The organism is Alistipes communis (assembly GCF_006542665.1).
GTDB classification, from domain to species: domain Bacteria; phylum Bacteroidota; class Bacteroidia; order Bacteroidales; family Rikenellaceae; genus Alistipes; species Alistipes communis.
Genome location: NZ_AP019735.1, coordinates 3203113 through 3226925 on the forward strand (window position 1 = coordinate 3203113; position 23813 = coordinate 3226925).

The window sequence follows — 23813 nt, forward strand, 5'->3', positions numbered from 1 at the left end:
TTTGCCGAGGATTGTTTCGGGTTTATTAAAATATTTTGTAATTTTGGACGCGAAAAGAACAGATTCGGAACATCTGAACAATCATAACTTTAAAGCACTATGAAAGAGGCAATTGCAATTCTTACAGGTGGCGGTCCCGCACCGGGCATGAATACGGTGGTGGGCAGCGTCGCCAAAACGTTCCTTGCCAAAGGGTATCGCGTGATCGGTCTGCACTACGGTTATTCGGGTCTTTTCAATCCCTCGCCCCGCTACGAAGACCTGACTTTCACGCAGGCCGACTACATCTTCAATCAGGGCGGTTCGTACCTCACGATGAGCCGTTTCAAACCGACCGACAAGGATTTCGAGGAGAATTTCAACCTCAATTTCTTCACCGAGAACAACGTCAAGCTGCTCGTGACCGTCGGCGGCGACGACACCGCATCGACGGCCAACCGCATCGCCAAGTTCCTCGAAGCGAAGCACTACCCCATCGCCAACATCCACGTCCCGAAGACGATCGACAACGACCTGCCGCTGCCGGCCGGCACGCCGACGTTCGGCTACCAGTCGGCCAAGGAGGGCGGAACGGTCATCGGCCGCGCCGTCTACAACGACGCACGCACGTCGGCCAACTGGTTCGTCGTAGCGGCCATGGGCCGTTCGGCGGGGCACCTCGCCTTCGGCATCGGCTCGGCCTGCCACTACCCGATGATCGTCATTCCGGAGATGTTCAACAAGACGGAGATCACCGTCGAGAAGATCGTCAACCTGGTCGTTTCGTCGATCATCAAGCGCAAGATCATGGGCATCGACTACGGCGTGGCCATGATCTCGGAAGGTGTGTTCCACGCCCTGAGCGATGAAGAGATCAAGAAATCGGGCATCCATTTCTCCTACGACGAGCACGGACATCCCGAACTGGGCAAAGTATCGAAGGCGCATATCTTCAACGAGATGCTGGAAAACAAGCTCAAAGAACTGAAAATCAAGGTAAAGTCGCGTCCCGTAGAGATCGGTTACGAAGTACGCTGCCAGACTCCGATCGCCTACGATCTGGTCTACTGCTCGGAGTTGGGCATGGGCGTCTACAAACTCTTCTCGGAGGGCAAGACGGGCTGCATGGTCTACATCAGCCAGGACGGCTTCGTGTCGCCGCTCTATCTCAAAGACTTGCAGGATCCCGCCACGGGCAAGATTCCGCCCCGTCTGGTCAATATCGACTCGGACAAGATCCAGCAGGTAATCGACAACCTGATGAATTACATCACGCCGGCCGACTACGAGGCCGCCAAGGCGTACGTGGCCGACCCCGAAGTCTTCGATTTCAAGAAGATTCTCAACTGGTAGCACGCTGCCGAACCCGAAAGAAAACACTGCGGCAGCCGATCCGGTCTACCGCAGCGTTTTTTTCAATCCTTATCCCAACCGACCATGAACTCCGACAAAAGAGCCGAACGGGAGCAACACCGAGCCTGGCTACGCGAATGCATCGCCCGCTGCCGCGCGGAGGTCGCCCGCTACGAAAAGGCCGTCGAACGACGCCCGAACACCTACCGTCCCAGACTCGCAGAGGCACAGCATACGCTGGGAAAATTCTACTGGTGGCGCCACACGCCCGCCTCCTACCGCACGGCGCTTCGCCTGTTCACGCAGGCGCTCCGCAACTACGACAGCTACCGGGGGCGGCGCGACCTGACGCTCAACCGCCTTACGCTGATGAGCGATCTCCAACAGTTGAGCCTTCGTCTCGACGACGACCGCGCCGAGGAGGTGCTGCTCGGCCTGCTATCCGCTTACGAAAGCATGGCCGCCGCTGCACCGCTCGTCTACGGCGAGGACGTAGCCTCGACGCTCTGGCAGTTGGGAAACCTCCATGCCGACGCACGGCGCTTCGGCGAGGCCGAACGCATGTACCTGCGTGCATTGGACAAACACGCCGAGTTCGACGGGGAAGACCCGCACCGCTACCGTCCCGCAACGGCACAGTGCCGACGATCGCTGGGACGACTCTACGAGGAGATGCACGACGATGCCCGCGCCGAAGAGGCCTACCTCGCATCGGCCGCCATACTGCGCGAACTGTGCGAAGATCCCTTCGAACGGTGCAACCATCTTCGTTCGCTGGCCCGTACCCTCGTGTTGCTGGCCGACCTCTGCGAACGGCGGGGCGCCTGCGGCGAAGCGGCCCGATACCGCACCGAAGCGGAGGCGCTGGAGGCCGAACGCGGAGCATGACGGGAAGCGAACGATGGCGACGCCCCGCATCCGTGACGGATGCGGGGCGTCGTTGGTTTTCCGCAGAGACCGGCCTTAGCCTGCGATCACGCGCAGTTTCTTGCCCGTGAGTTTCTGAATATCGGCCAGCATGGGACGTTCGTCCGATGCACAGAAAGTCAGTGCCATCCCCGAATGCCCCGCACGGCCCGTGCGGCCGATCCGGTGCACGTAGGTCTCGGCGACATCGGGCAAGTCGTAGTTGATGACCATTTCCAACTGATCGATATCGATACCGCGCGCGGCGATGTCGGTCGCTACGATCACGCGCGTTTTTCCCGCCTTGAAATTCGACAGGGCGCGCTGGCGCGCCGTCTGCGACTTGTCGCCGTGGATCGCGTCGCAACCGATACCGGCCTTCGACACGATCCGCGCGATGCGGTCGGCACCGTGCTTCGTGCGCGAGAAGACCAGCACCGAACGGCCGTCGTTCTCTTTCAGCGCCGAGATCAGGGCCTGCTTCTTTTCGGGTTTCTCCACGTAGCAGAGCCGCTGCTCGATCGTATCGACCACCGACGCCACCGGTTCGACGGCGACGCGCACGGGATCGTTCAGCAGATCGGCGGCCAACCGTTCGATCGTCTTGGGCATCGTCGCCGAGAAGAGCAACGTCTGGCGCTGTCCGGGAAGCAACGGCAGCAAGCGCCGGATGTCGTGGATGAATCCCATGTCGAGCATCCGGTCGGCCTCGTCGAGTACGAAAAATTCGATCTGCTTCAACGAGATATGCCCCTGCCCGATCAAGTCGAGCAGACGCCCCGGCGTAGCTGTCAGCACATCGACGCCGCGCTTCAAGCAGTCGATCTGCGGACGCTGGTTCACGCCGCCGAAAACGACGCAGGTACGCAGCGGCGTGTACTTGGCGTAGTCGCCGAGCGACTCGTCGATCTGCAACGCCAGTTCGCGCGTGGGCGTGAGGATCAGCGCCCGGATCGGACGTCCGCGGCCGACGGGCGGCCGACGCAGCAGGTTCGCCAGAACAGGCAGCGCGAAGGCTGCCGTCTTGCCCGTACCCGTCTGGGCCGTACCGAGGATATCCCGGCCTTCCAAAGCGGCGGGGATCGCCTGCATCTGAATGGGCGTGGGTCGTTCGTATTCCTTGTCCCGCAATGCGCGCAACAGCGCATTCGGCAAATTCAATTCCTGAAAATTCATGTATTTATCCGTGAGTCCGACGTAAGATAAGTTTATCGATAATTGTAAAGTCGTGTGAATATGGAATCTCGCCGAACTCGTATTACGGCATCCTGCGGAGCCGGATTTCATATTGACATTTCCCGTAAACACCCGTTGCGGGCGCTTCACCCTTCGCACCTTCGCTTCGCCGGCCGGATCGATACCTTACGACGCGCTTCCCGCCCTTCGGTTCGGGCTGTCGGATTCGACGGATTCGTAATAAAATAACGGGGAGAAGAGCGGCTCCGAAAGCCGGCGCGAAAGATTATTACGCCGTAAAGATAGGTATAATTTCCCGAATAAACAAATTTTGGACGAAACTTCCTATGACGGCTGCGTCCCGTAGGCTTTCAGCGCCAACCGTTTCACCAGCAGGACGAAGCCGCCCGTGAGGATCAGGTTGAGCACGATCGTCAGCACCGAGACGATCAGCACCGGGCCGCCGAGGTTATACCCCAGCGCGATGAAGATCACGCCGGCGCCCACTTCGCCGCGTGTGAACATACCGATCGAAAGCGCCAGCCGCTCGCTCAGTTTGCGGTCGCGGTAGAAAAAGACGGGAAAGAGCTTGCCGAGATTCGACAGCAGCGAGACGATCAGCACATGCACGGCGATCGTCCCCCACGACATCATGGGCTGCGAGCCCGTCACCGAATGATGGCCGGACAATGCCTCGGCGTGCTGCACGCCGATGAACAGCGGCATACTGACGCCGACCAGAAACATGAACAGGAACGACACGAACGACGACGCGCGCGCCTCGGCCGCCGAATCCACATGGCGGTGACGCATCGTCATGCCCAATACGAAGGCAGGCAGGAGCACCTCGATATGAATGCCGCCCGACTCGCCGAACAGCGAAGCGGTGAGCGCGTAAAGCCCCTGCGTAAGTGCAAAAACGACGACGGCGTAGAGCAGGATCGATTTCCAGTCCTGCCGCAGGTCGTAATGCCCCAGTTTCCGCCATCCCGCGACCAGCAACAGCGTCACGATCGCCACGACGACGAACATCTGCCATTGAAGGCCGATCATCGCTATTTGCAGGGGAATCATCAGCAGGATGGTGTCCAGGTCGTCGAAAATCGCCAGCACCTGGATCTTGCGGTACATCCAACTCGATTTGAGGTGCAGCGCCGCCAGCATCGTGAAGAGGATACCGGCCGAGGTCGGGGCGGCGAACCGGCTCAGCAGCAGGTTCTCCTTCCATGCTTCGGCGTCGCCCCAGTAGACGGACGGGAGCATCACGAACATGTAGTAGAGCGTAATGAAAATCCACGGCACGGCGGCCGTGGCCATTGCGATGAAATAGTCGCTTACATAGGAGCGCCACTCGCCCTTTTCGATCTCGAACTCCCGGCCGACGTTGATCATGATAAACGCCAGACAGACGTACAACAGCGTATCGGAGCACATCTTGAACGAAGTGTAATCGGCACCCAGCAGCCCCGGCAGCAATTGCGAGGCGACGAGCCCCAATACGAGTAAAAGGGAAAAGGTAAGGACTTTTTTCATAATCAATCTTGTCGGTTCCGACGCGGTTCGGTCCGCGCGGCCGGCCGAGGCGGCTTTCCCCTCCTTCGGCTCCGCCCATGCGGGCAAGTATCGCCCGATCGCCACCGAAGCGGAATCCATCCGCAGGAGGGCTTCTCCCGCAGCCCGTGCGGCCCGCCGTCCCATCCGCATGCAAAGATACGAAAAGTCGAGCGCAGAAGCAAGCGTTAGCTTGATTATGCCGAGACGGAGTATCTAAGACACAGTCAAAGATACGAAAAGTCGAGCGCAGAAGCAAGCGTTAGCTTGATTATGCCGAGCGGGAGTATCTAAGGCGAAGCCGAAAACTATTAAGGCACTTCGGCCGATCTGTCCCGAAATTCACCCGATAACCGCAAAAAAGAGGCCGCAATGCCTCAGAAAAGTTCCTGTTGACCGTCGCACCACAAGTTGATCCGCTCCGCCTTGCAGCGCCGCGCATAATCCCAGGTATAGCGCGTCCCTCCCTTGCCGCCGTCGAACCATGCCACGACGGCGGCCGACCGCTCCACCATAAACTCGTCGCGGCGCAGGTAACAACGCGGTTCATAACGCGGAGCGAGCGTCGCCACCTCGTCCGCCCGATCGAGAATCCGCATATATCGGAGGCGATCCGCCTCCGGAAAACGATCCGCCTGCCCGGGGAAAGGAACGGCGCAGCAGAGCCACAATCCGGGCAGTTCCCCGCGCAGGGCGAGCACCGCCTCGGCGGCCGCGAGGTCGAATCCCAGGGCCATGCCGCTCCAAAACACACGGAAACCCCGGCCGTACAGCTCCCGCACGACGGCACGCAATGCGTCGTCGCACTCGCCGTCGTAGCGTCGATGTCCGGTAAATGCCGCCGTATGTTCCCTCGATCGATCCATTCGGTACGTCCGCTTCGTGCGGGAATGATGCTGCAAGTTACGCTTTTGGTCTGAACTTTGCAATCGTAGCGGGTGAATTTCAAATACATTTTGCCACTATGAAAGGTTCTTGTTTTTTCGCGATGCTGGGCGGTATGGTGCTCGGCTCGGTCATTACCCTGCTGGCTACCCCGAAGTCGGGAGCCGAAGTGCGGGGACAGATCAAAGATCTCGTAAACCGCGAAGCCCGGAAAGTCCGCGACAAATACCACGAGGTCGAGGGTAAGGTCGAAGAAGCCGCCGCCAAAAAGTAATTCGCAGCCATGTATTCCGACTCCACCGAACGCTCCTTCGCCGGCGCACTCGTATTCTTCCTCGTCATGGCCCTTTCGGCCTACGTCCTGCTGGTGACGGCGCTCGTATTCTGGCTGGCCGAACTGCTCGGGTCGCTGCCGCTGGCAGCGGTTCTGCTGGGCGGATTCACGCTGCTGATCGCTCTGCTCACCTACCAGCTGGCCGTCCGCGACGCCATCGCACGGCTGCGCGAACGTTGGGAAGTCGTCTACGAGGTCATGCGAACCGTCCACGACGGGTATCGGCGCGTGTCGGGATTCCTTCACCGGCTCCTGTGGTAAGGCCCCGCGCCGCCACGCAACCGAAAACGCCGGACTGTCGATGCAGTCCGGCGTTTTCGGTCTATATACCGCCGCTTAACAGAGCGTCTCCGACTCGATCTTCTTGAACAGCTCCACGTCGGCGGCCGTCGAAGCCATGACGTAGGCGTAAGCCTCTTCGATCTTCGAGGCGGCGAGTTTTCCGTAGATTTCGGCCGAAAGGAGGTACTCCTCACGATCTCCGGCCTGCAACGCCAACAGGTGCGTAATGGCCAGGTAACCGGCCATTTCGACCAGACGGCGGGCATGGAGTTCCTTGAAGCCGCAGGTCTCCTTCTCGATCTGCTCGACATGGGCGACCGCCTCCTCGAACTTCGCGCGCAGCGAGACGAGCCGCTCCACGAGCGGCTGCACGGCCTCGATATGCCCGGCTTCCTCGTAACGCTTGATCTGTTCGAGATAGGTGCCCTTAGTCACGTGGTTGATCGCCGCCACGACCTGCAACTGCGACGTGCCCTCGTAGATATTCATGATACGGGCGTCGCGGTAGAGCCGTTCGCAGGCATAATCCTTCATGAAACCCGAACCGCCGTGAATCTGGATCGCGTCGTAGGCCATCTGGTTGGCGTACTCCGACGAGAAGAGTTTCAGCAGCGGCGTGAAGCCGTCGGCCAGTTTGTTGTAGTATTTCATCTCCTGGCGCTCCTCCGCTTCGAGCGGACGCTCGTGCGAGATATGGGTGTACTGCTTGTAGATCTCCACGAAACGGGTCGTCTCGTAGAGCAGCGCACGCACGCCCTGCGTCTTGGCCTTCATGTTCGACAGCATCTCCGAAATCGCGGCGAAGCGGATAATGTTCTTGCCGAACTGCGCACGCTCGTTGGCGTATTTCAGCGCTTCGCGGTAGGCCGCTTCACACAACCCCACCGACTGCGCGCCGATACCCAGACGGGCGGCGTTCATCAGCGACATCACATATTTGATGAGGCCCATCTTACGGTCGCCGACCAACTGTGCCGGAGCGTTGGTGAAGACCAGCTCGCACGTGGGCGAGCCCTTGATTCCGAGCTTGTTCTCGATGCGGCGCACCTTCACGCCGCCGTCGCGCTTGTCGTAGACGAGCATCGACAGGCCGCGGGCGTCGGTCGTACCCTCCTCGGTACGGGCCAGCACCAGCGATACGTCGCCGTCGCCGTTGGTGATGAAACGCTTCACGCCGTTCAGGAGCCATGTGCCCTTCTGCTCCGACCACGTGGCCTTCAACATCACGGCTCCCAGATCCGAACCGGCATCCGGCTCCGTGAGATCCATCGCACAGGTCGCACCGGCCGAAACCCACGGCAGGTACTTCTGTTTGAGCTCCTCCGAGGCGAACTCGTTGAGCGTCTCGGCGCAGTCCTGCAAGCCCCAGATATTCTCGAAGCCGGCATCGGCGCGCGCCACCATCTCGTTGGTCATCACGAAGCAGAGCAGCGGGAAATTCAGGCCGTCGTACTTGCGCGGCAACGTCAGACCGCTCAGGCCGGCCTTGACGACCGCGTCCAGATTGCGCTGCGTGCCCTCGGCGTAGACCACATGGTCGTTCACCACCTTCGGCCCCTCGTGATCCACGCTCTCGGCGTTGGGGGCGATCACGTCGCCGCACACCTCGCCCGCGATCGCCAACACCTTGCGGTAGGAGTCCATGGCGTCTTCGAAATTCTGCGGCGCATAATCATAGGTGTCCTTCTCGGCGAATCCGCGCTCTTTCAGTTCCACGATCTTACGCATCAGCGGATGCTCGAGGTGGTACTGCAAATCCTTGTTATCTAAAAAGAAATTAGCCATTACTTCGAGTTTTGTTTGTAATACTTAATCATCTTGGGGATCACCTCGTTGACGTCGCCCGTAATGGCGAAATCGGCGATCTTGCAGATCGGCGCCTCCGCGTCGGTGTTGATCGAAATGATCATCGACGACTGATCCATGCCCGCCGTGTGCTGGATCTGGCCCGAAATACCGCAGGCGATGTAGAGTTTCGGACGCACGGTGACACCCGTCTGCCCCACCTGACGCGCATGTTCGGCGAAGCCCGCGTCGACGGCCGCACGGCTGGCGCCCACCTCGGCGCCCAGCACCTCGGCCAGTTCGTGCACGAGCTTGAAGTTCTCCTTCGAACCCATCCCGTAGCCGCCGGCCACGATCACGCCCGCACCCTTGATGTTGATTTTGCGCTCCTCGATCTGGCGGTCGATGATCTTCACCGCCAAATCCGTATCCTGCACCATCGGACGCCAGTCGATCGGCTTCACCTCGCCGGCGCCCGCTTTGGCGGCGTATTCCTTGCGCATCACGCCCTCGCGGACGGTCGCCATCTGCGGACGGTGGTCGGGATTGACGATCGTGGCGATGATGTTGCCGCCGAAGGCGGGACGAATCTGGTAGAGCAGGTTCTTATAGTCGGTCTTGGTCTTAGGATCGGTGTGGTCGCCGATCACGAGCTGCGTGCAGTCGGCTGTCAGACCGCTGTGCAGCGCCGACGACACGCGCGGCGCGAAATCACGGCCCACGGGCGTCGCACCGAACAGGGCGATCTGCGGCTTCTCCTGCCGGATCAGGCCGCACAGCACAGCCGTATGGGGCAGCGTGCGGAACGGCGCGAAGATCTCGTCGTCGGCCACCCAGACCGTGTCGGCGCCGTATTTGGCCAGCTCCTTCTCGATGCCGGCGACGCCGTGCCCCAGCACTACGGCTTCGAGCTTGACGCCCAGCTCGTCGGCCAGCTCCCGGCCCTTGGTCAGCAATTCCAGGCTCACGTCGGCGACCGCGCCGTTTTCGAGCTCGATATAGACAAATATGTTGTTCATAACAGAATATCCTCCGATCTTTAACCGAGCGTGTGGCTCGCAATGAGTTCAACCATCAGTGATTCGATATCGGCATCGGCCGCCGTGAGCCGCTTGGACTCCTTGGCCTGGAAAACGACGTTCTCGATCTTCTTGACCTTCGTCGGCGAGCCGACAAGCCCCAGCTGCGTCTCGTCGGGATCGACATCGGCCGCCGCCAGCTCGACGATCTGCAAATACGCTTTCGCCGAGGCCATCGCCGAAGCCATGCAGTCGGGAGCGGCCGCAATCTCGGACTTGGTCTGCGCGAACTTGTACTTCATCACGCGCTTGGCATTCTGCGGACGGCATTCGGGCGCTGAGCCGTTGACGGTCATCACCAGCGGCAGCGGGCATTCGACGATCTCCGTACCGTGTTCCAGACGGCGCTTGACAACCAGCGAGTCCGCCTTGATTTCGAGCAGCTCCTCGGCATAGGTCACCTGCGGCCAGCCCAGCTTCTCGGCCACCTGCGGCCCCACCTGCGCCGTATCGCCGTCGATCGCCTGACGACCTGCGACGATCACGTCGGGACAAATTTTGCGCAGCGCGCACGACAGCGCATAGGAGGTCGCCAGCGTATCGGCACCCGCGAACTTGCGGTCGGTCAGCAGATAACCGCCGTCGGCGCCGCGGAACATGGCGTCGCGGATGATGTCGGCTGCACGCGGGGGACCCATGGTCAGGATATGCACGGTCGAACCCTCCGTCTCGTCCTTCAAAGCGAGCGCCATTTCGAGGGCGTTCAAATCCTCGGGATTGAAGATTGCCGGCAGAGCGGCGCGGTTGACCGTCCCTTCGGGCGTCATCGCATCCTTACCCACGTTGCGGGTATCGGGCACCTGCTTTGCCAATACAACGATTTTCAACGCTTTTTTCATTCGTATAGTTTTAAGTTAGCATTGTATATTCACGAAAAACGGCAGGTTTCCCACCGGAAAACCCGCCGAAAATCCTATTGGAGCGTCCCCTCCTGCGCCTGCCGGATCATCGCCTGACCGGCCGAGATATAAACCTCGACGCGGCGGTTGGCCGCCCGGCCCTCGGCCGTATCGTTCGAGGCGACCGGCTCGGTATAGGCCTTGCCCTCGACTTTGAGGAAGCGGTTCGAGGCGATTCCTTTCGTCTCCAAATAGTTGCGAACGGCCTGCGCACGTTCGAGCGAAATACGCTCGTTGACCGCGAGCGTCCCCGTGCTGTCGGTATGGCCGAAAACGGTCACGTCCGTATCGGGATTCTGCAACAGGCTGATGGCGAACTTGTCGAGCGCAGCCTTCGCCGAAGCGTTGAGCGCCGTCCCGTTGGTCGGGAAGAGAATGCCCGTGTCGAAGGTTACCTTGATGGCGTCCAGCCCGTTGGTATCGGTCACCGTTTCGACTTCGGCCCCCTCGATAGCCGCCAATTCGGCCTTCTGCTTCTCCATCTTGCGGCCGATCAGCGCACCGGCCGTCGCGCCGAGCGCCAGCCCTACGCCGGCACCGATCGCAGCGCCCTTGCCGCCGCCGGCCAACGCACCGATACCGGCGCCGACGGCCGTGCCGCCTCCGCCGCCGATGAGGCCGCCTTTGAGCGTCCCCGACATCGACGCGCAGCCGCCGGCCACCATCATCGCCGCAGCGCACGTCACGCACAGCAAAGAGATTCGTCTCATAGAATATTCAATATTTTGATATCGTCAATACGTCTATCTACTGCCGAACGATCGTCTCGTCGCGGTCTGGCCCGACCGAAATGATCGCCACGGGCACGCCCGTCTCGCGTTCGATATATTCCACATAGGTCTTGAACTCGGCAGGAAAATCCTCGTAACGGCGCACCTGCTTCAAATCGGTTTTCCACCCCTTGAACTCACGGTAGACGGGTTTCACGTCGTCCTGAATGTCGTAGGGGAACTCCGTCACGCGACGGCCGTCGATCTCGTAGGCCTCGGCCACCTTGATCGTATCGAAATCGTTCATCACGTCGGCCTTCATCATGATGAGTTTCGTCACGCCGTCGACCATGATGGCATATTTGAGCGCCACCATATCGAGCCAGCCGCAACGACGCTTGCGCCCCGTCACCGCACCGAACTCATGACCGAGCCGGCACAGTGCCTCGCCCGTCTCGTCGAACAACTCCGTCGGGAAAGGCCCGCTGCCCACGCGCGTACAATAGGCCTTGAAGATGCCGTAGACCTCGCCGATACGGTTGGGGCCGATGCCGAGGCCCGTGCAGGCGCCCGCACAGATCGTATTCGAAGAGGTCACGAACGGGTACGAACCGAAATCGACGTCGAGCAGCGTACCCTGTGCGCCTTCGGCCAGAATGGCCTTGTCTTCGGCGAGGAAGCGGTTGATTTCGTGCTCGCTGTCGATGATGCGGAACTTTTTGAGGTATTCGATCCCCTCGAACCACTGTCGTTCCAGTTCGTCGATATCGTAGTTGTAACCCAGCGATTCGAGAATGTTCTCGTGACGCGCCTTGGCCACTTCGTAAATCTTCTTGAAGTCGAGGAAGATGTCGCCCACACGCACGCCGTTGCGGCTGATCTTGTCCGTATAGGTCGGGCCGATGCCCTTGCCCGTGGTGCCGATTTTCGAACTGCCCTTCGCCGCTTCGAACGCAGCGTCCAGCACGCGGTGCGTGGGCAGGATCAGGTGCGCCTTTTTCGAGATGTAGAGCCGCTCCGTCAGGTCGTGGCCGCTGCGGGCCAGTGCCTCGGCCTCCTCCTTGAAGAGGATCGGGTCGAGCACCACGCCGTTGCCAATCACGTTGACCTTATCGCCCTGAAATATACCCGAAGGGATCGAACGCAACACGTACTTCTCCCCGTTGAACTCCAATGTATGCCCGGCATTGGGGCCACCCTGAAAGCGGGCCACGACCTGATAATGGGGGGTCAACACATCGACCACTTTGCCTTTTCCTTCGTCGCCCCACTGCAAACCGAGAATGACATCGACTTTTTTCATCTCTTTTCCGTTATCTGTTTTATGCAAAAGACATTTTTTGCATTCAAAGATACGAATTATTCTCCGAAATACCCAATCCCGCTGCGGGACTTTTCAACAAATTGTCAAGAATCCGGAGTTGCCGGCGCTTTGCCGACGGGCACCCGCAACCCCCTCTCCCTGCAAAGCAAGGGCCGAAAAAGCCGGTCCGCCTCCATTCGGGTTCTCGGCGGTTCCGCCTGCGGAATCGGGCCGCCGCCCGCAGGGCGCACATCCGTTCGGAACGCCGTCTGCGGCGGCAATGAAAAACCCGACCGTCCTCTCGGAAAGTCGGGTAGCGCACCGGCAGCACCGGCCGTCAGATTTCCACGTCGTCGTCCGTCGCCTCCTCCGCCTGGGAGCTCTCCTCCTGGATGTCGTCGGCGCCCTTGATCTCGTCGTCGTAATACTCCTTCTCCTCCTCGTCTTCGGACAGATCGTCGATCTTTACGTCGATTTTAACGAGATAACTGATCTCGTCGGTATCATAAGGAACGGCATAGAAGAAATCGCCGTTCGGTTTATCGACACGAATCATCGCATCGGTAAAACCAAGCGGATATTTCTGCTTGATTTCCTCCTGTAATTCAGGAGAGAGATTGTGGAAACTCGCTACCAAATGTTTCTTATTCGCCATGGCTTTTACCATAAAACTCGTAAAATTTTGTGCAAGTATAAACAAAATTTGTATACCGCCCTTCATCTTCCGATTTTTTTTGCATTTTTTTTGATTTTTATGGATGTTCCAAACAAATTGTGTAATTTAGCGCGAACAATAATATATATGGGTATACTCGAACGCATACGCGAACTGCGCACGCAGCTCAACGATCATAACCGAAAATACTACGTCGAAAACGCACCGGAAATCTCGGATTTCGAATTCGACCGCCTGCTGCGCGAGTTGCAGGAACTCGAAGCGGCGCACCCCGAATACGCCGATCCCAACTCCCCCACCGTGCGCGTGGGCAGCGACATCACCTCGGAGTTCCGCAGCGTGCGGCACCGCTTCCCGATGCTGTCGCTGGGCAATACCTATTCGCTCGACGAGTTGCACGAATTCATCGAACGGGTCGAAAAGGAGGTGGGCGAAACGGAATTCGTCTGCGAACTGAAATTCGACGGTACGGCCATTTCGCTCACCTACGACCACGGCCGCCTGTCGCAGGCCGTGACACGCGGCGACGGCACCGCGGGCGACGACGTGACGGCCAACGTCCGCACGATCCGCAGCGTGCCGCTGGTGTTGTCGGGCGAGGGCTATCCCGATCTGTTCGAAATACGGGGAGAGATCCTGATGCCCTATGCGTCGTTCGACCGTCTCAACGCCGAGCGCGAAGCCGCCGGCGAGCCGCTCTTCGCCAATCCGCGCAACGCCGCCGCAGGGACGCTCAAACAGCTGTCGTCGGCCGTCGTGGCCCGCCGCGGCCTGGACTGCACGCTCTACCAGCTGGCGGGCGACGACCTGCCCTACGACTCGCATTGGGAAAACCTGCAAAAGGCACGCGAATGGGGATTCAAAATCTCGAACGAAATGCGCATCTGCCGGAGCATCGCGCAGGTCGACGAATTCATCGCCCATTGGGACGAAGCGCGCAGCCGGCTCCCCTTCCCCACGGACGGCGTAGTGGTGAAGGTCAACCGGTATGCCGACCGGCGGGCGCTGGGATCGACCGCCAAGGCCCCCCGCTGGGCCGTAGCCTACAAGTTCAAGGCCGAGCAGGCGCTCACCGAACTGCTGAGCGTCGACTTCCAGGTCGGGCGCACGGGCGCCGTCACTCCCGTGGCGAACCTCGCCCCCGTCCAACTGGCCGGAACGACCGTCAAACGCGCCACGCTGCACAACGCCGAACAGATCGCGCAACTCGACATCCGTCTCGGCGACAGGGTCTACGTCGAGAAGGGCGGCGAGATCATCCCCAAGATCACGGGCGTCGATTTCGCACAGCGCAAGGCCGACAGCCGTCCCTTCGAATACATCACCGTCTGTCCGGTCTGCGGCACGCCGCTGGTGCGTTACGAGGGCGAAGCGAAGTACTATTGCCCCAATCAGAACCACTGCGAGCCGCAGATTCTCGGACGCATCATCCACTTCATCCGCCGCAAGGCGATGGACATCGACGGATTGGGCGAGGAGACCGTCGAGCTGCTCTACCGCAACGGTCTGGTGCACGACGCCGCCGACCTCTACGACCTGCGGGCCGGACAGATCACCTCTCTGCCCCGCATGGGCGAGAAATCGGCCGAGAACATCATGGAGAGCATCCGCCGTTCGAAGCTGGTGCCCTTTCCGCGCGTGCTCTTCGCACTGGGCATCCGTTTCGTAGGCGAAACGACAGCCAAATACCTCGCCTCGCATTTCGGGTCGATGGACGCCGTGATGCGTGCCACGCGCGAAGAGTTGGTCGAAGCCGAGGAGGTGGGGCCGAAAGTCGCCGACGGCATTCTCGACTACTTCGCCGACGAGGGCAACCGGACGCTGATCGAACGGCTGCGCCGCGCCGGGCTGAAATTCGAGGCCGAGGCGCCTCGTCTCCGCTCCGACGCGCTGACAGGCAAGAGTTTCGTCATTTCGGGCAAGTTCTCGACGCACAGCCGCGACGAATTGAAGGAGTTGATCGAACTGCACGGCGGGCGCAACCTGGCCGCCGTGTCGGCCAATGTCGACTACATCGTGGCCGGTGAGAATATGGGCCCCGCCAAACTGAAAAAGGCCGAGAAACTGGGCATCCCGATCCTCACGGAGAAGGAGTTCCTCGCGCTGATCGCCGACGACGAACCCGCAGCGGCGACCTTCGCGGCGGAGGAACCTGAAACGCCCGCGCAGCCGACGCAGGGCGCATTGTTTTAACCGAAATACAAATCCCACGATATGAAGCCAAACCTTTTCCGCGGCGCAGGAGCCGCCATGATCACCCCCTTCACCGCCGACGGCCGCGTCGATTACGAAGCGCTCGGACGCATGATCGATTACGTCATCGAAGGCGGGGCCGACTATATCGTCGCACTCGGCACGACGGCCGAGACGCCGACGCTCTACATTCAGGAGCGCGCCGTCGTGGCCATGTTCATCGCCAATCAGATCCGCCACCGCGTGCCGCTGGTGATCGGCGTGGGCGGCAACTCGACCTCCGAGGTGCTCGACCAGCTGCGCGAGTTCGACCTGCGCGGCGCCGACGCCATCCTGAGCGTGACGCCCTACTACAACAAACCGTCGCAGGAGGGACTTTACCAACACTTCAAGGTCGTGTCGGAACACTCGCCGCTGCCGATCATCCTCTACAACATCGCAGGCCGCACGGGCGTCAACATGACCGCCGAGACGACGCTGCGCATCGCCGCCGATTTTCCCAACGTCATCGGTATCAAGGAGGCGTCGGGCAACATCGGCCAGATTCAGGAGATCATCGACCGCCGGCGCGAAGGGTTCCTCGTCCTGTCGGGCGACGACGGGATCGCCGTCGACGTGATGCGGCGCGGCGGCGACGGCGTGATCTCGGTGGCGGTCAACGCCTTCCCCCGACGCTTCATGGCGTGCATCGACCTGGCCAAGAGGGGCGATTTCGATGCGGCCGAAACGGCCTTCGCCCCGATGCACGAAGTCGTCGAAGCCCTCTTCGCCGAGGGAAACCCCACCGGCGTGAAATGCGCGCTGAGCATCCTGGGGCTGATCGGCAACCGCCTGCGCCTGCCGCTGGTCGCGGGTACTCCGGCGCTCGAAGCGCGCCTGCGGGAGTTGATCCGTACATACGATTTGCGCTGAAACGGCGTTTTCCGAAGAAATCGACGCATTATGAAACGACTTCTCATCCTGTGGCTGCTGCTGCCGTTGCTGTCGGCTGCGAAGGTTCCCGTGGAGAGCGACATCAAGGCCCGCATCGAAGATCCGGCCTCGGAACAGTACTATCCGAACCTCCGGCTGCGCTACGAGCAGGCCGACTCGACCCTCACGGCCGACGACTACCACTACCTCTACTACGGCTACGCCTACCAGCCGCAGTACCGCCCGTTGGAGACGAACCCCGCACTCGACCGTTTCTACGAAACGCTCGCACGGCTGAACGTCGACGCACCCGCCGACACCGACCTGCTGGCCGTCATCGAGGCCGGTACGGAGGCGTTGGAAGCCGATCCGTTCTCGCCGCAGGTGCTCAACTTTCTCTCGTTCGCCCACGCACAGCGGGGCGACACGGCACAGGCGGCCGCCTACCGCGACAAGATGAACCTCGTACTGGCGACAATCGAAAGTTCGGGCGACGGCCTGACGGAAGAGACCCCATGGCATATCCTGATGTACGCGCACGCCTTCGACCTGTTGGCCGCCAAGAACATTCCGGTGCGCGAGAGCTCGATCATCAGCCGCACGGTGGAGTACATCCCGCGCGTCAAGAAGGACGAAAAGGGAGTGAAAGGGTACTATTTCGACTACGGCCGCATCTATTGGAAAAAGCCCGAACAGGGGTATAAACGCGAACGCTCGTGGCAATTCAACAATCTCAAACCGTGGAAAAGCGACAAAAAATAAGGGGCCTCGCGCTGGGACTGCTCTGCGCCGCATTCGCATTGTCCGGCTGCGAGCGCTCCGAGGAAGAACCCCTCGCACTGCTCACGCTCGACAAGGAGCGGATCGTCTTCGATAATCCGGCCGAAGGCGAAACGGCACAGGCCGTGCTGCGCATCGAGGCCGACCGCCGTTGGAGCGTCGGTTTCATCGGGAACGGGCACGACTGCCGCGTGTCGGTCTTGTCGGGCGAAGCCGGCGTGCACGAACTGCGGATCGAAACCTCCGAGACCAACACGGGGCGCGACCTGCACAGACTGGGACAACTGACCGTCGCGCTCGACGACGGCTCGGCGAACCGGACCGTCGATCTGCAACAGCGTCCGCAGGCTGCACGTCAGACCTTGCTCATGTACTTCTGCGGCACCGATCTCTACTCCTATTATAAAAACAATCTGTCGGACGTCGCCAAGGCGCTCTCGCGGAATATCCTGCCGCTGGGCCGTATCGTGGCCTTCACGCAGCCCGCCGCCGGCGAAGGATACGTCGTGGAGTACCGTTACGACGAAGCGGCGAACGCCTGCGAACGCGACACGCTGATCCGCTATACGCCGCTGCCCGGGCGCACGACCGATCCTGCGGTCATGGAACGCATCCTCGGCGACATGGCGGCCGCCGCGCCCGCCGAACGTTTCGGGCTCCATCTGGCCTCCCACGCAAAGGGATGGTTGCCGGCATCGATCGAAAGTTCGTCATGGCTGCGCAGCAACGCCCGTCGCACCGACGATCTGTGGCGGAAGATACCCGGTGCGGCCGAAACCCGCTGGTTCGGCCATGACCGGGGGCGCTACATGGATATTTCGGAGCTTGCCGCCGCGATCGACGGCTCCGGCGTGCGGTTCGACTACCTGCTCTTCGACGCCTGTTTCATGTCGTCGGTCGAAGCACTCTACGATCTGCGCCGCGCGGCCGACTACATCGTCGCCTCGCCCTGCGAGGTCATGGCGCACGGATTCCCCTACGACACGGTGATTCCCTCGCTCTTCGCCGACGACGGCGCACGGTACGATCTGGCCGCGGCCTGCCGGAACGTCTACGAATACTACAACGCCGTCGACTCCTACAAATCGGGGTGCGCGACGCTCACGGTCTGCGATGAATTGGAGGGGCTGGCCACGGCCCTGCACGACATCAACGCCGGCGCCACGAAAGCCGTCGACGCGACGACGCTGCAAAGCTACGACGGAATGGAGACGCACCAGTTCTACGATCTGGAAGAGTACGCCCTGGCGCTGACAGCCGACGACGCTCGCGGTCAGGCGTTCGTGCAACAGATGGAACGCTGCTTCCCGCCCGAAGGACGGTTCCACACGGCGCAGTTCTTTTCGGTTTACAACAATCGCATGAACGACATCCGCTACTATTCGGGCGTAACGACCTATGCTCCGGCCGAGACCTACCGCAACGAGTGGCAACAGACCGCGTGGTATGCCGCGACGAAGAGATAACGACTCGGTATCCCGATACGAATTCACCCCTGCCGCAAACAGTGCGGCAGGGGTGAATTATTCCATTCAGCGGCCGCATCGAACGGCCTGTCATCCTCCGGCGACCTAAAACAACTTCTTGCGCGAGGTCGTCACCACGAAATCTTTCAGATAGAAGGGTTCGAAATAGGCCAGATCGGCGAAATCGCCCCCGTCGAAAGCCGTCTGCGCCAACCGCGCCAACCCGCGCGCCGAGGGGGCAACGTGCACCAGCACGGCGTCCGACAGCACATCGGCGCACTTCGCCGCACCGCTGCCGAAAATCACGAAAGGCCCTTTCGCCCGCCATGTGGAAAAACTCCCCGCATCGACCACCTCGGCCGACACCTCCGTGAGCGGCCGCCCCTGCGCGTCGAACAACTGCGTATAAACCTCCATGCGCCGCGCGTCGACCATGGGACACAACACGGCGCGCTCCCAATCCTCGACGGCGAGAATCCCCGCTTCGTAATCCTCGCGCGCCACCTCGCAGAGCGCATCGAGCGAACCGACGGCGACGAGCGGCTTGCGCAAACCGTAGCACAGTCCCTTGGCGAACGACACACCGATGCGCAGCCCCGTGTAGGAACCGGGCCCCTTGCCGACGGCTACGGCATCCAGATCGTCGGGATCGAGCCGGTTCTCTTTGAGAATTTCATCGACGAAAACGCCGACCTTGCGGGCGTGGTCGCGGCCTTCGTCGCTCTCGCGCAACGAAACCAGTTCGCCGTTTTCGGCGATCCCGACCGAACAGATGTCCGTGCCCGTTTCGATACATAAAATCAATGCCATATCTCTCGCTATAATACTTCGTAATGTTGCAGTGCACGCAGCACACCGTCGTCGTCGACCGTGGCGGTGACATAGTCGGCCGCCCGTTTGGCCGCGTCGACGGCGTTGCCCAACGCCACGCCGACACCCGCATGGCGGATCATCTCCACGTCGTTGCCGCCGTCGCCGAACGCCATCGAACGGCTCCGGTCGATGCCGTAATGCCTCAGAAAGACGTCCATGCCGCTCGCCTTCGTTACGCCGCGCATGTTGATGTCGGCCATGAGCGGACTCCAACGGCTCGACACGCACTCGGGAAATTCGCGCATGATCCGCTCCTCCTGTTCGGGCGACATGAAGACGCACATCTGACGGCAGGGCGTACGCTGCGCCACCTCGCGCAAATCGGCCACCGCAGGATCGAGCGGCATCCCCAACGCACCCAGAAACTCGCGCATCCCGTCGTTTACGCTACTGGCGACCATCCCCTCGTCGGTCAGCATCGAGACGGGAAATCCCTCGCGCATTCCCACATGCAGCATCCTGTCGAGAATCTCCATCGGGATCGGACGCTCGGCCAGCACCTCGCCGTCGGTCGTCAGGCAATGGCCGCCGTTGACCAGAATGTATCCGTCGAAAGTCAGCCCTTCGAGCGGCGGAAGGCTCCGCCGGTCGCGGCCCGTGGCGATAATCACCTTCGCCCCGCGTCCGCGCAGGCGGGCGAGCGCTTCGCGCGCCGATGCGGGCACCTCGTGCGTCTCGAAACTGCGCAGCGTACCGTCAATATCGAAAAAGAAGATTTCGTACATTTATTTAACGTTTATGGGTTTTCATCGCCTTGTCCATTTCACGGCGGGCGTCGTTCTCTTTGAGGTATTCGCGTTTGTCGTACGCCTTGCGGCCGCGCGCAAGCCCGATGACGATCTTCACCAATCCCCGCTCGTTGAGAAACATCCGAAGCCCCGCTATCGTCAGGCCGCGATCCTGCAACGACCGCTGCAACTTATTCAGTTCCTTGCGGTTGAGCAGCAGCTTGCGGTCACGTTTCGGGACATGGTTATTGCAGGTTCCCCAATGGTATTCGGCAATCGTGACATTGCGGATCCACAACTCGCCCTTGTCGAAATAGCAATAGCTGTCCACCATCGACGCCTTGCCCAGCCGCACGGACTTGATCTCGGTACCGACCAGCACGACGCCGGCGACGAACTCTTCGAGAATCTCGTAGTCGAACGTCGCCCGCTTGTTGCGGATATTTATCGTTTTATAATCGCCCATCTATCTCTCTGGCTTTGAAACGTGTAAAACTTATCTCTCGACTTCCCGCCCGTCGGCGGCGATTCCGGCACTCGGTTTGCACGTAAACGGGCGTAAGGCTGGGTGAAGGTAACTAATTCTTTTATCTTTGATATGTTTTACACATCTTTCTGTTTATTTTCTGTTTGCACACGGTATGCGTAGCGATACGTGTACGACCCAGCCTTACTTTTTTGACATTCTGCGAATGTAAAAAAGTAAAAAGTTATTTTTACATTCCTTCCCTCATGCTCCCTCCCTTTGACAAAGGGAGGGACTTTTATAGTCTTTTCTCCTACTTCTTTGACATTCTGCGAATGTAAAAAAGTCATTTTTACATTCCCTCCCTCATGCTCCCTCCCTTTGACAAAGGGAGGGACTTTTATAGTCTTTCCTCCTACTTCTTTGACATTCTGCGAATGTAAAAAAGTAAAAAAGTTATTTTTACATTCCTTCCCTCATCTCCCTCCCTTTACCTTCGCTGCGCTCGGTTTCTGCGGCGGCGCCTCGGCATCCCGCAAGCGGGTGCGCTCGGCTTGCACACAGTCGACAAAGGGGTGGGACTTTTAGAGCCTACGTGCTGCATCGGCAAAACGTCTCCTCTCATACCCCGCTCAGCGGGAAAATACGGCTCTCTGCGCCGTGCGGGCCGAAGTCTCCGCACGCGGAGGCCCGCCACACGGACGTGCTCCGCAGTCTTCGCCCCGTACGAATTCGCATAAAACCGCACTCCGCAAATCCATCACCCTCCGTTCAGTACGGTCGGAGAGCGGCTGCCTGCAACCGCTCGGTACGGCAAGCCGACCGCCCTGCCCGTGGCGTCCGGAATATCCTTCGCCGGCTGCGGAGTAAAACCGCAGCACCGGCCGGGAACTCTATCTTGCAAAAATAGTGACTTTTTCCGGATATCCAATCAAAATCCCCGCACGGACTATCCCATTTTCACAAGCCAATGCCCCGCATGGACGGCCAGCAGCCCCGACGCCACGCTCAACGAGACGTAGAACGCCAGCCCCGCCAGATCCGACTGGCGGACCAGCAGGAGATTCTCGTGGATAAAGGTCGAAAATGTCGTGAAACTGCCGCAGAACCCCACGATAAAGAGCAACCTGATCTCCTCCGACAGCACCCGGTAGTGCTCCAGCAGACCGTAGCAAACCCCGAGCAGCAGGCATCCGAGGATATTCACGCAAAAAGTTCCCAACGGCAGGGAGAGCCACTGGCTACCCTGCAACAACCGCGACACGCCGTAGCGCAATACGCCACCGGCGAAGCTGCCGCAGCCGATCAACAGCAATGTTTTCATCCAAACCGAAATTTCAGGGCAGGCATCATCAGCGTCCGCGAAGGGGACACGGTTTGGATCGGGCGGATACCATCGCCCGGCGTTATCGACATCGAACGAATCAGAGAATCGTCCGCTGCACCTTGTGCGAAATATTGGTTTTCTCGCAGTTGAGCGTATTGATGAGAGTCGTCGCCTCCAACTCCTCCTCCTCGGTAAGTTGCCCCGAAGCCAAACGCTGCATCTGCTCGTCGATCAGTTTCTTGATCGCGTTCGACTTGTAGAGGATCACCGCCTTCGGCACACCCTGCGCGAGAATCTCCTCGACGCTCTCGACATGAACCTCCTTCTGCTTCCAGAGCTTACTCGGCACGTAGTTGTCGTCCGACGTAAGGATGTCGACCGCCGCATTGCAGACCGCGGGATCGGGGTGATTGATGAACAGATGCGCCGGCACCTCCACCCCTTCGCCCAGTTCGGCGCGCTGCTCGCGGTAGGTATCCAGCATCTTCCGGTAGACCTCGGTCTGGAAATGGAGTTCCTGCGCATCGAGCGTCGACAGGATCACGTCGGCGACATTCATCTGGATGACGTCGCGCCCCTCCTTGAAGTCGAAATTACGGTGGCCGTATTTGAGCAGGTATTTCAACAGTTCCTTCTCCAACTCCTGCGTGGCGCTGCCGGCCGCGACGCCCTTCGTGAAATCGACCTGCGGCTCCGGCACGGCGGCCTGCTCCTCGCTCCGCTGCCGCATCTGCTGACGGCGGATGAAATCCGAAGCCTCGCGGCCGCCACCCGTCTGGACGACGCGCTTGCGCGCCACCTCCTCGACGAGCACCCGCTCGTCGATGTCCATCAGCCGCGCGCACTCCTTGACATAGACCGAACGCTGGATCGAATCGGGAATCTGCGTAATCGACTGCACCATGTCGCCGATGAGCGCCGCCCGCTTGATCGGGTCGTTCTGAGCGTCCTTCATCAGCAGCTGCGCCTTGAAGGTGATGAAATCGACCTCGTTGGCCTTGATGTACTCCTGCACCTCGGCAGCCGTGTGCGCGCGCGCGAAGGAGTCGGGGTCTTCGGGTTCGGGCAACAGCACCACGCGCACGTTCATCCCCTCGGCCAGGATCATGTCGATTCCGCGGATCGAGGCGTGGATACCCGCCGAATCGCCGTCGTAGATGACGGTGATGTTCTTCGTGAAGCGGTTCAGCAGCCGGATCTGATCGGTCGTGAGCGATGTACCCGACGACGACACGACATTCTCCACACCGGCCTGATGCATCGAGATCACGTCGGTATACCCCTCGACCATGATCGCATAGTCCTGCTGCTGGATCGCCTTCTTGGCGAAATAGAGGCCGTAGAGCTCGCGCTTCTTGCTGTATATCTCGCTCTCGGGGGAGTTCTGGTACTTGCCGACATTCTTGTTCGTTCCCAGAATGCGGCCGCCGAAGGCGACGATCCGCCCCGAAATGTTGTGCACGGGGAAGATCACCCGATCGTGGAAGCGGTCGAACAAATGCCCGTCGCGTTCACGTCTGATCGACAGTCCGGTCGAGAGGAGAAACTCCTCCTTGTATCCGGCAGCCAGGGCGGCGCTCGTCATCGCATCGCCCTTGGCCGAACAATAGCCCAATCCGAACTTCTGGATCGTGGCCTCCGTAAACCCGCGCTTCTGCCGGAAATAGCTCATGCCGACGCTTTGCCCCTCCGACGACTTACGCAGGTAGTCGGCGAAATAGTCATAGGCCCAGCCGTTGAGGGCGAACATCGATTCGCGGTTGTCGTTGCGGCGGATATCCTCCTCGGTGAGCTCCCGCTCCTGCACCTCGATGCCGTAGCGCTTGGCCACGGCTTTGAGCGCTTCGGGGTAAGAGATGCCCTCGTGCTCCATGACGAAGGTAACGGCGTTGCCCGCCTTGCCGCAGCCGAAGCACTTGAAAACACCTTTCGAAGGCGATACGACGAACGAGGGAGTCTTTTCGTTGTGGAAGGGACAGCACGCCTGATAGTTCACACCCTTGCGTTTGAGCGTGACGTAATCGCCGATGATTTCGACGATATCGGCTGCCGCATAGATGCGGTCTACGGTGGCGCGGTCGATGAGTCCCATGCTCGCAAAGTTACGAATAATTCGGCAGGCGGAACAACGTTTGCGGAATTAAATTCGA

Annotated in this window: 22 protein-coding genes and 1 riboswitch; of the genes, 8 read left to right on the forward strand and 14 right to left on the reverse strand. The window is 60.2% G+C overall.

Annotated features, from left to right (window positions below):
• Positions 1 to 99: 99 nt before the first annotated feature.
• Both FMF02_RS13135 and FMF02_RS13140 read left to right on the forward strand, forming a co-directional pair.
• Entirely contained in the window at positions 100 to 1332 is a 1233-nt protein-coding gene (locus FMF02_RS13135) for a 6-phosphofructokinase (protein WP_026074688.1), read from the forward strand.
• Positions 1333 to 1416: 84 nt separating this feature from the next.
• A complete protein-coding gene (locus FMF02_RS13140) occupies positions 1417 to 2220 on the forward strand; it encodes a tetratricopeptide repeat protein (RefSeq protein WP_141413458.1) in 804 nt (267 codons plus the stop codon).
• Between the two features lie 75 nt (positions 2221 to 2295).
• Here the strand turns inward: FMF02_RS13140 and FMF02_RS13145 are convergent, their stop codons facing one another.
• From FMF02_RS13145 to FMF02_RS13155, 3 genes are all read right to left on the reverse strand, one after another.
• On the reverse strand, positions 2296 to 3414 hold the full coding sequence (locus FMF02_RS13145) for a DEAD/DEAH box helicase (protein ID WP_019129352.1): 1119 nt from the start codon (positions 3412 to 3414) through the stop codon (positions 2296 to 2298).
• A 345-nt stretch (positions 3415 to 3759) separates the two neighbouring features.
• The gene (locus FMF02_RS13150; protein WP_141413459.1) at positions 3760 to 4947 is read right to left on the reverse strand and encodes a cation:proton antiporter domain-containing protein; all 1188 of its coding nucleotides are present in this window, start codon (positions 4945 to 4947) and stop codon (positions 3760 to 3762) included.
• Positions 4948 to 5342: 395 nt separating this feature from the next.
• Positions 5343 to 5831, reverse strand: a complete 489-nt coding sequence (locus FMF02_RS13155; protein ID WP_141413460.1) for an SLOG family protein — start codon at positions 5829 to 5831, stop codon at positions 5343 to 5345.
• 98 nt (positions 5832 to 5929) lie between these two features.
• Between FMF02_RS13155 and FMF02_RS13160 the strand changes: the two genes are divergently transcribed.
• Together FMF02_RS13160 and FMF02_RS13165 are read left to right on the forward strand one after the other, a co-directional pair.
• Positions 5930 to 6124, forward strand: a complete 195-nt coding sequence (locus FMF02_RS13160; RefSeq protein WP_019129349.1) for a YtxH domain-containing protein — start codon at positions 5930 to 5932, stop codon at positions 6122 to 6124.
• Positions 6125 to 6133: 9 nt separating this feature from the next.
• Positions 6134 to 6445 carry a hypothetical protein gene (locus FMF02_RS13165; RefSeq protein ID WP_019129348.1) on the forward strand — a complete coding sequence of 104 codons (312 nt, stop codon included), beginning with the start codon at positions 6134 to 6136 and terminating at the stop codon, positions 6443 to 6445.
• A 75-nt stretch (positions 6446 to 6520) separates the two neighbouring features.
• Here FMF02_RS13165 and FMF02_RS13170 read toward each other — a convergent pair whose 3' ends face one another.
• The 6 genes from FMF02_RS13170 to FMF02_RS13195 form a co-directional block, all read right to left on the reverse strand.
• On the reverse strand, positions 6521 to 8251 hold the full coding sequence (locus FMF02_RS13170) for an acyl-CoA dehydrogenase family protein (protein ID WP_141413461.1): 1731 nt from the start codon (positions 8249 to 8251) through the stop codon (positions 6521 to 6523).
• Complete coding sequence (locus FMF02_RS13175) at positions 8251 to 9270, reverse strand: electron transfer flavoprotein subunit alpha/FixB family protein (protein ID WP_019129346.1); 1020 nt, start codon at positions 9268 to 9270, stop codon at positions 8251 to 8253. The genes FMF02_RS13170 and FMF02_RS13175 overlap by 1 nt, the downstream gene beginning before the upstream one ends.
• A gap of 20 nt (positions 9271 to 9290) precedes the next feature.
• Complete coding sequence (locus FMF02_RS13180; RefSeq protein ID WP_141413462.1) at positions 9291 to 10169, reverse strand: electron transfer flavoprotein subunit beta/FixA family protein; 879 nt, start codon at positions 10167 to 10169, stop codon at positions 9291 to 9293.
• 74 nt (positions 10170 to 10243) lie between these two features.
• Positions 10244 to 10939 carry a YiaD family glycine zipper/OmpA-like lipoprotein gene (locus tag FMF02_RS13185; protein WP_026074686.1) on the reverse strand — a complete coding sequence of 232 codons (696 nt, stop codon included), beginning with the start codon at positions 10937 to 10939 and terminating at the stop codon, positions 10244 to 10246.
• 37 nt (positions 10940 to 10976) lie between these two features.
• The gene (locus FMF02_RS13190; RefSeq protein WP_019129343.1) at positions 10977 to 12242 is read right to left on the reverse strand and encodes an adenylosuccinate synthase; all 1266 of its coding nucleotides are present in this window, start codon (positions 12240 to 12242) and stop codon (positions 10977 to 10979) included.
• Positions 12243 to 12579: 337 nt separating this feature from the next.
• Positions 12580 to 12909 (reverse strand): hypothetical protein, encoded by a 330-nt coding sequence (locus tag FMF02_RS13195; protein ID WP_026074685.1) that lies wholly within the window; start codon positions 12907 to 12909, stop codon positions 12580 to 12582.
• A gap of 135 nt (positions 12910 to 13044) precedes the next feature.
• On the opposite strand from FMF02_RS13195, the gene ligA reads away from it, so the two are divergent.
• From ligA to FMF02_RS13215, 4 genes are read left to right on the forward strand one after another with little or no spacing between them, the layout of a single operon-like run.
• The gene (ligA, locus tag FMF02_RS13200) at positions 13045 to 15111 is read left to right on the forward strand and encodes an NAD-dependent DNA ligase LigA (protein WP_141413463.1); all 2067 of its coding nucleotides are present in this window, start codon (positions 13045 to 13047) and stop codon (positions 15109 to 15111) included.
• A gap of 21 nt (positions 15112 to 15132) precedes the next feature.
• Positions 15133 to 16023 (forward strand): 4-hydroxy-tetrahydrodipicolinate synthase, encoded by an 891-nt coding sequence (gene dapA / locus FMF02_RS13205; RefSeq protein ID WP_019129340.1) that lies wholly within the window; start codon positions 15133 to 15135, stop codon positions 16021 to 16023.
• 30 nt (positions 16024 to 16053) lie between these two features.
• Positions 16054 to 16785: a DUF4919 domain-containing protein gene (locus tag FMF02_RS13210; protein WP_019129339.1), complete on the forward strand. Its 732-nt coding sequence runs from the start codon at positions 16054 to 16056 to the stop codon at positions 16783 to 16785.
• A complete protein-coding gene (locus FMF02_RS13215; RefSeq protein WP_141413464.1) occupies positions 16764 to 18269 on the forward strand; it encodes a clostripain-related cysteine peptidase in 1506 nt (501 codons plus the stop codon). Before FMF02_RS13210 ends, FMF02_RS13215 begins: the two co-directional genes overlap by 22 nt.
• A 105-nt stretch (positions 18270 to 18374) precedes the next feature.
• Here FMF02_RS13215 and tsaB read toward each other — a convergent pair whose 3' ends face one another.
• From tsaB to dnaG, 5 genes are all read right to left on the reverse strand, one after another.
• On the reverse strand, positions 18375 to 19079 hold the full coding sequence (gene tsaB, locus FMF02_RS13220) for a tRNA (adenosine(37)-N6)-threonylcarbamoyltransferase complex dimerization subunit type 1 TsaB (RefSeq protein ID WP_019129337.1): 705 nt from the start codon (positions 19077 to 19079) through the stop codon (positions 18375 to 18377).
• An 8-nt stretch (positions 19080 to 19087) separates the two neighbouring features.
• Positions 19088 to 19867, reverse strand: coding sequence for a Cof-type HAD-IIB family hydrolase (locus FMF02_RS13225; protein WP_141413465.1), 780 nt, complete (start codon positions 19865 to 19867; stop codon positions 19088 to 19090).
• Between the two features lie 4 nt (positions 19868 to 19871).
• Positions 19872 to 20336, reverse strand: a complete 465-nt coding sequence (gene smpB, locus FMF02_RS13230; protein WP_141413466.1) for an SsrA-binding protein SmpB — start codon at positions 20334 to 20336, stop codon at positions 19872 to 19874.
• Between the two features lie 949 nt (positions 20337 to 21285).
• The gene (gene crcB, locus FMF02_RS13235; protein WP_141413467.1) at positions 21286 to 21660 is read right to left on the reverse strand and encodes a fluoride efflux transporter CrcB; all 375 of its coding nucleotides are present in this window, start codon (positions 21658 to 21660) and stop codon (positions 21286 to 21288) included.
• A 12-nt stretch (positions 21661 to 21672) separates the two neighbouring features.
• Positions 21673 to 21746, reverse strand: a riboswitch (Fluoride riboswitch).
• A gap of 14 nt (positions 21747 to 21760) precedes the next feature.
• Positions 21761 to 23755 carry a DNA primase gene (gene dnaG, locus FMF02_RS13240; RefSeq protein ID WP_141413468.1) on the reverse strand — a complete coding sequence of 665 codons (1995 nt, stop codon included), beginning with the start codon at positions 23753 to 23755 and terminating at the stop codon, positions 21761 to 21763.
• Positions 23756 to 23813: the final 58 nt, after the last annotated feature.

Coding starts and splice junctions, on each gene's coding strand:
- FMF02_RS13135 (WP_026074688.1), top strand. CDS start 100: ATGAAAGAGGCAATTGCAATTCTTACAGGTGGCGGTCCCGCACCGGGC.
- FMF02_RS13140 (WP_141413458.1), top strand. CDS start 1,417: ATGAACTCCGACAAAAGAGCCGAACGGGAGCAACACCGAGCCTGGCTA.
- FMF02_RS13145 (WP_019129352.1), bottom strand. CDS start 3,414: ATGAATTTTCAGGAATTGAATTTGCCGAATGCGCTGTTGCGCGCATTG.
- FMF02_RS13150 (WP_141413459.1), bottom strand. CDS start 4,947: ATGAAAAAAGTCCTTACCTTTTCCCTTTTACTCGTATTGGGGCTCGTC.
- FMF02_RS13155 (WP_141413460.1), bottom strand. CDS start 5,831: ATGGATCGATCGAGGGAACATACGGCGGCATTTACCGGACATCGACGC.
- FMF02_RS13160 (WP_019129349.1), top strand. CDS start 5,930: ATGAAAGGTTCTTGTTTTTTCGCGATGCTGGGCGGTATGGTGCTCGGC.
- FMF02_RS13165 (WP_019129348.1), top strand. CDS start 6,134: ATGTATTCCGACTCCACCGAACGCTCCTTCGCCGGCGCACTCGTATTC.
- FMF02_RS13170 (WP_141413461.1), bottom strand. CDS start 8,251: ATGGCTAATTTCTTTTTAGATAACAAGGATTTGCAGTACCACCTCGAG.
- FMF02_RS13175 (WP_019129346.1), bottom strand. CDS start 9,270: ATGAACAACATATTTGTCTATATCGAGCTCGAAAACGGCGCGGTCGCC.
- FMF02_RS13180 (WP_141413462.1), bottom strand. CDS start 10,169: ATGAAAAAAGCGTTGAAAATCGTTGTATTGGCAAAGCAGGTGCCCGAT.
- FMF02_RS13185 (WP_026074686.1), bottom strand. CDS start 10,939: ATGAGACGAATCTCTTTGCTGTGCGTGACGTGCGCTGCGGCGATGATG.
- FMF02_RS13190 (WP_019129343.1), bottom strand. CDS start 12,242: ATGAAAAAAGTCGATGTCATTCTCGGTTTGCAGTGGGGCGACGAAGGA.
- FMF02_RS13195 (WP_026074685.1), bottom strand. CDS start 12,909: ATGGTAAAAGCCATGGCGAATAAGAAACATTTGGTAGCGAGTTTCCAC.
- ligA (WP_141413463.1), top strand. CDS start 13,045: ATGGGTATACTCGAACGCATACGCGAACTGCGCACGCAGCTCAACGAT.
- dapA (WP_019129340.1), top strand. CDS start 15,133: ATGAAGCCAAACCTTTTCCGCGGCGCAGGAGCCGCCATGATCACCCCC.
- FMF02_RS13210 (WP_019129339.1), top strand. CDS start 16,054: ATGAAACGACTTCTCATCCTGTGGCTGCTGCTGCCGTTGCTGTCGGCT.
- tsaB (WP_019129337.1), bottom strand. CDS start 19,079: ATGGCATTGATTTTATGTATCGAAACGGGCACGGACATCTGTTCGGTC.
- FMF02_RS13225 (WP_141413465.1), bottom strand. CDS start 19,867: ATGTACGAAATCTTCTTTTTCGATATTGACGGTACGCTGCGCAGTTTC.
- smpB (WP_141413466.1), bottom strand. CDS start 20,336: ATGGGCGATTATAAAACGATAAATATCCGCAACAAGCGGGCGACGTTC.
- crcB (WP_141413467.1), bottom strand. CDS start 21,660: ATGAAAACATTGCTGTTGATCGGCTGCGGCAGCTTCGCCGGTGGCGTA.
- dnaG (WP_141413468.1), bottom strand. CDS start 23,755: ATGGGACTCATCGACCGCGCCACCGTAGACCGCATCTATGCGGCAGCC.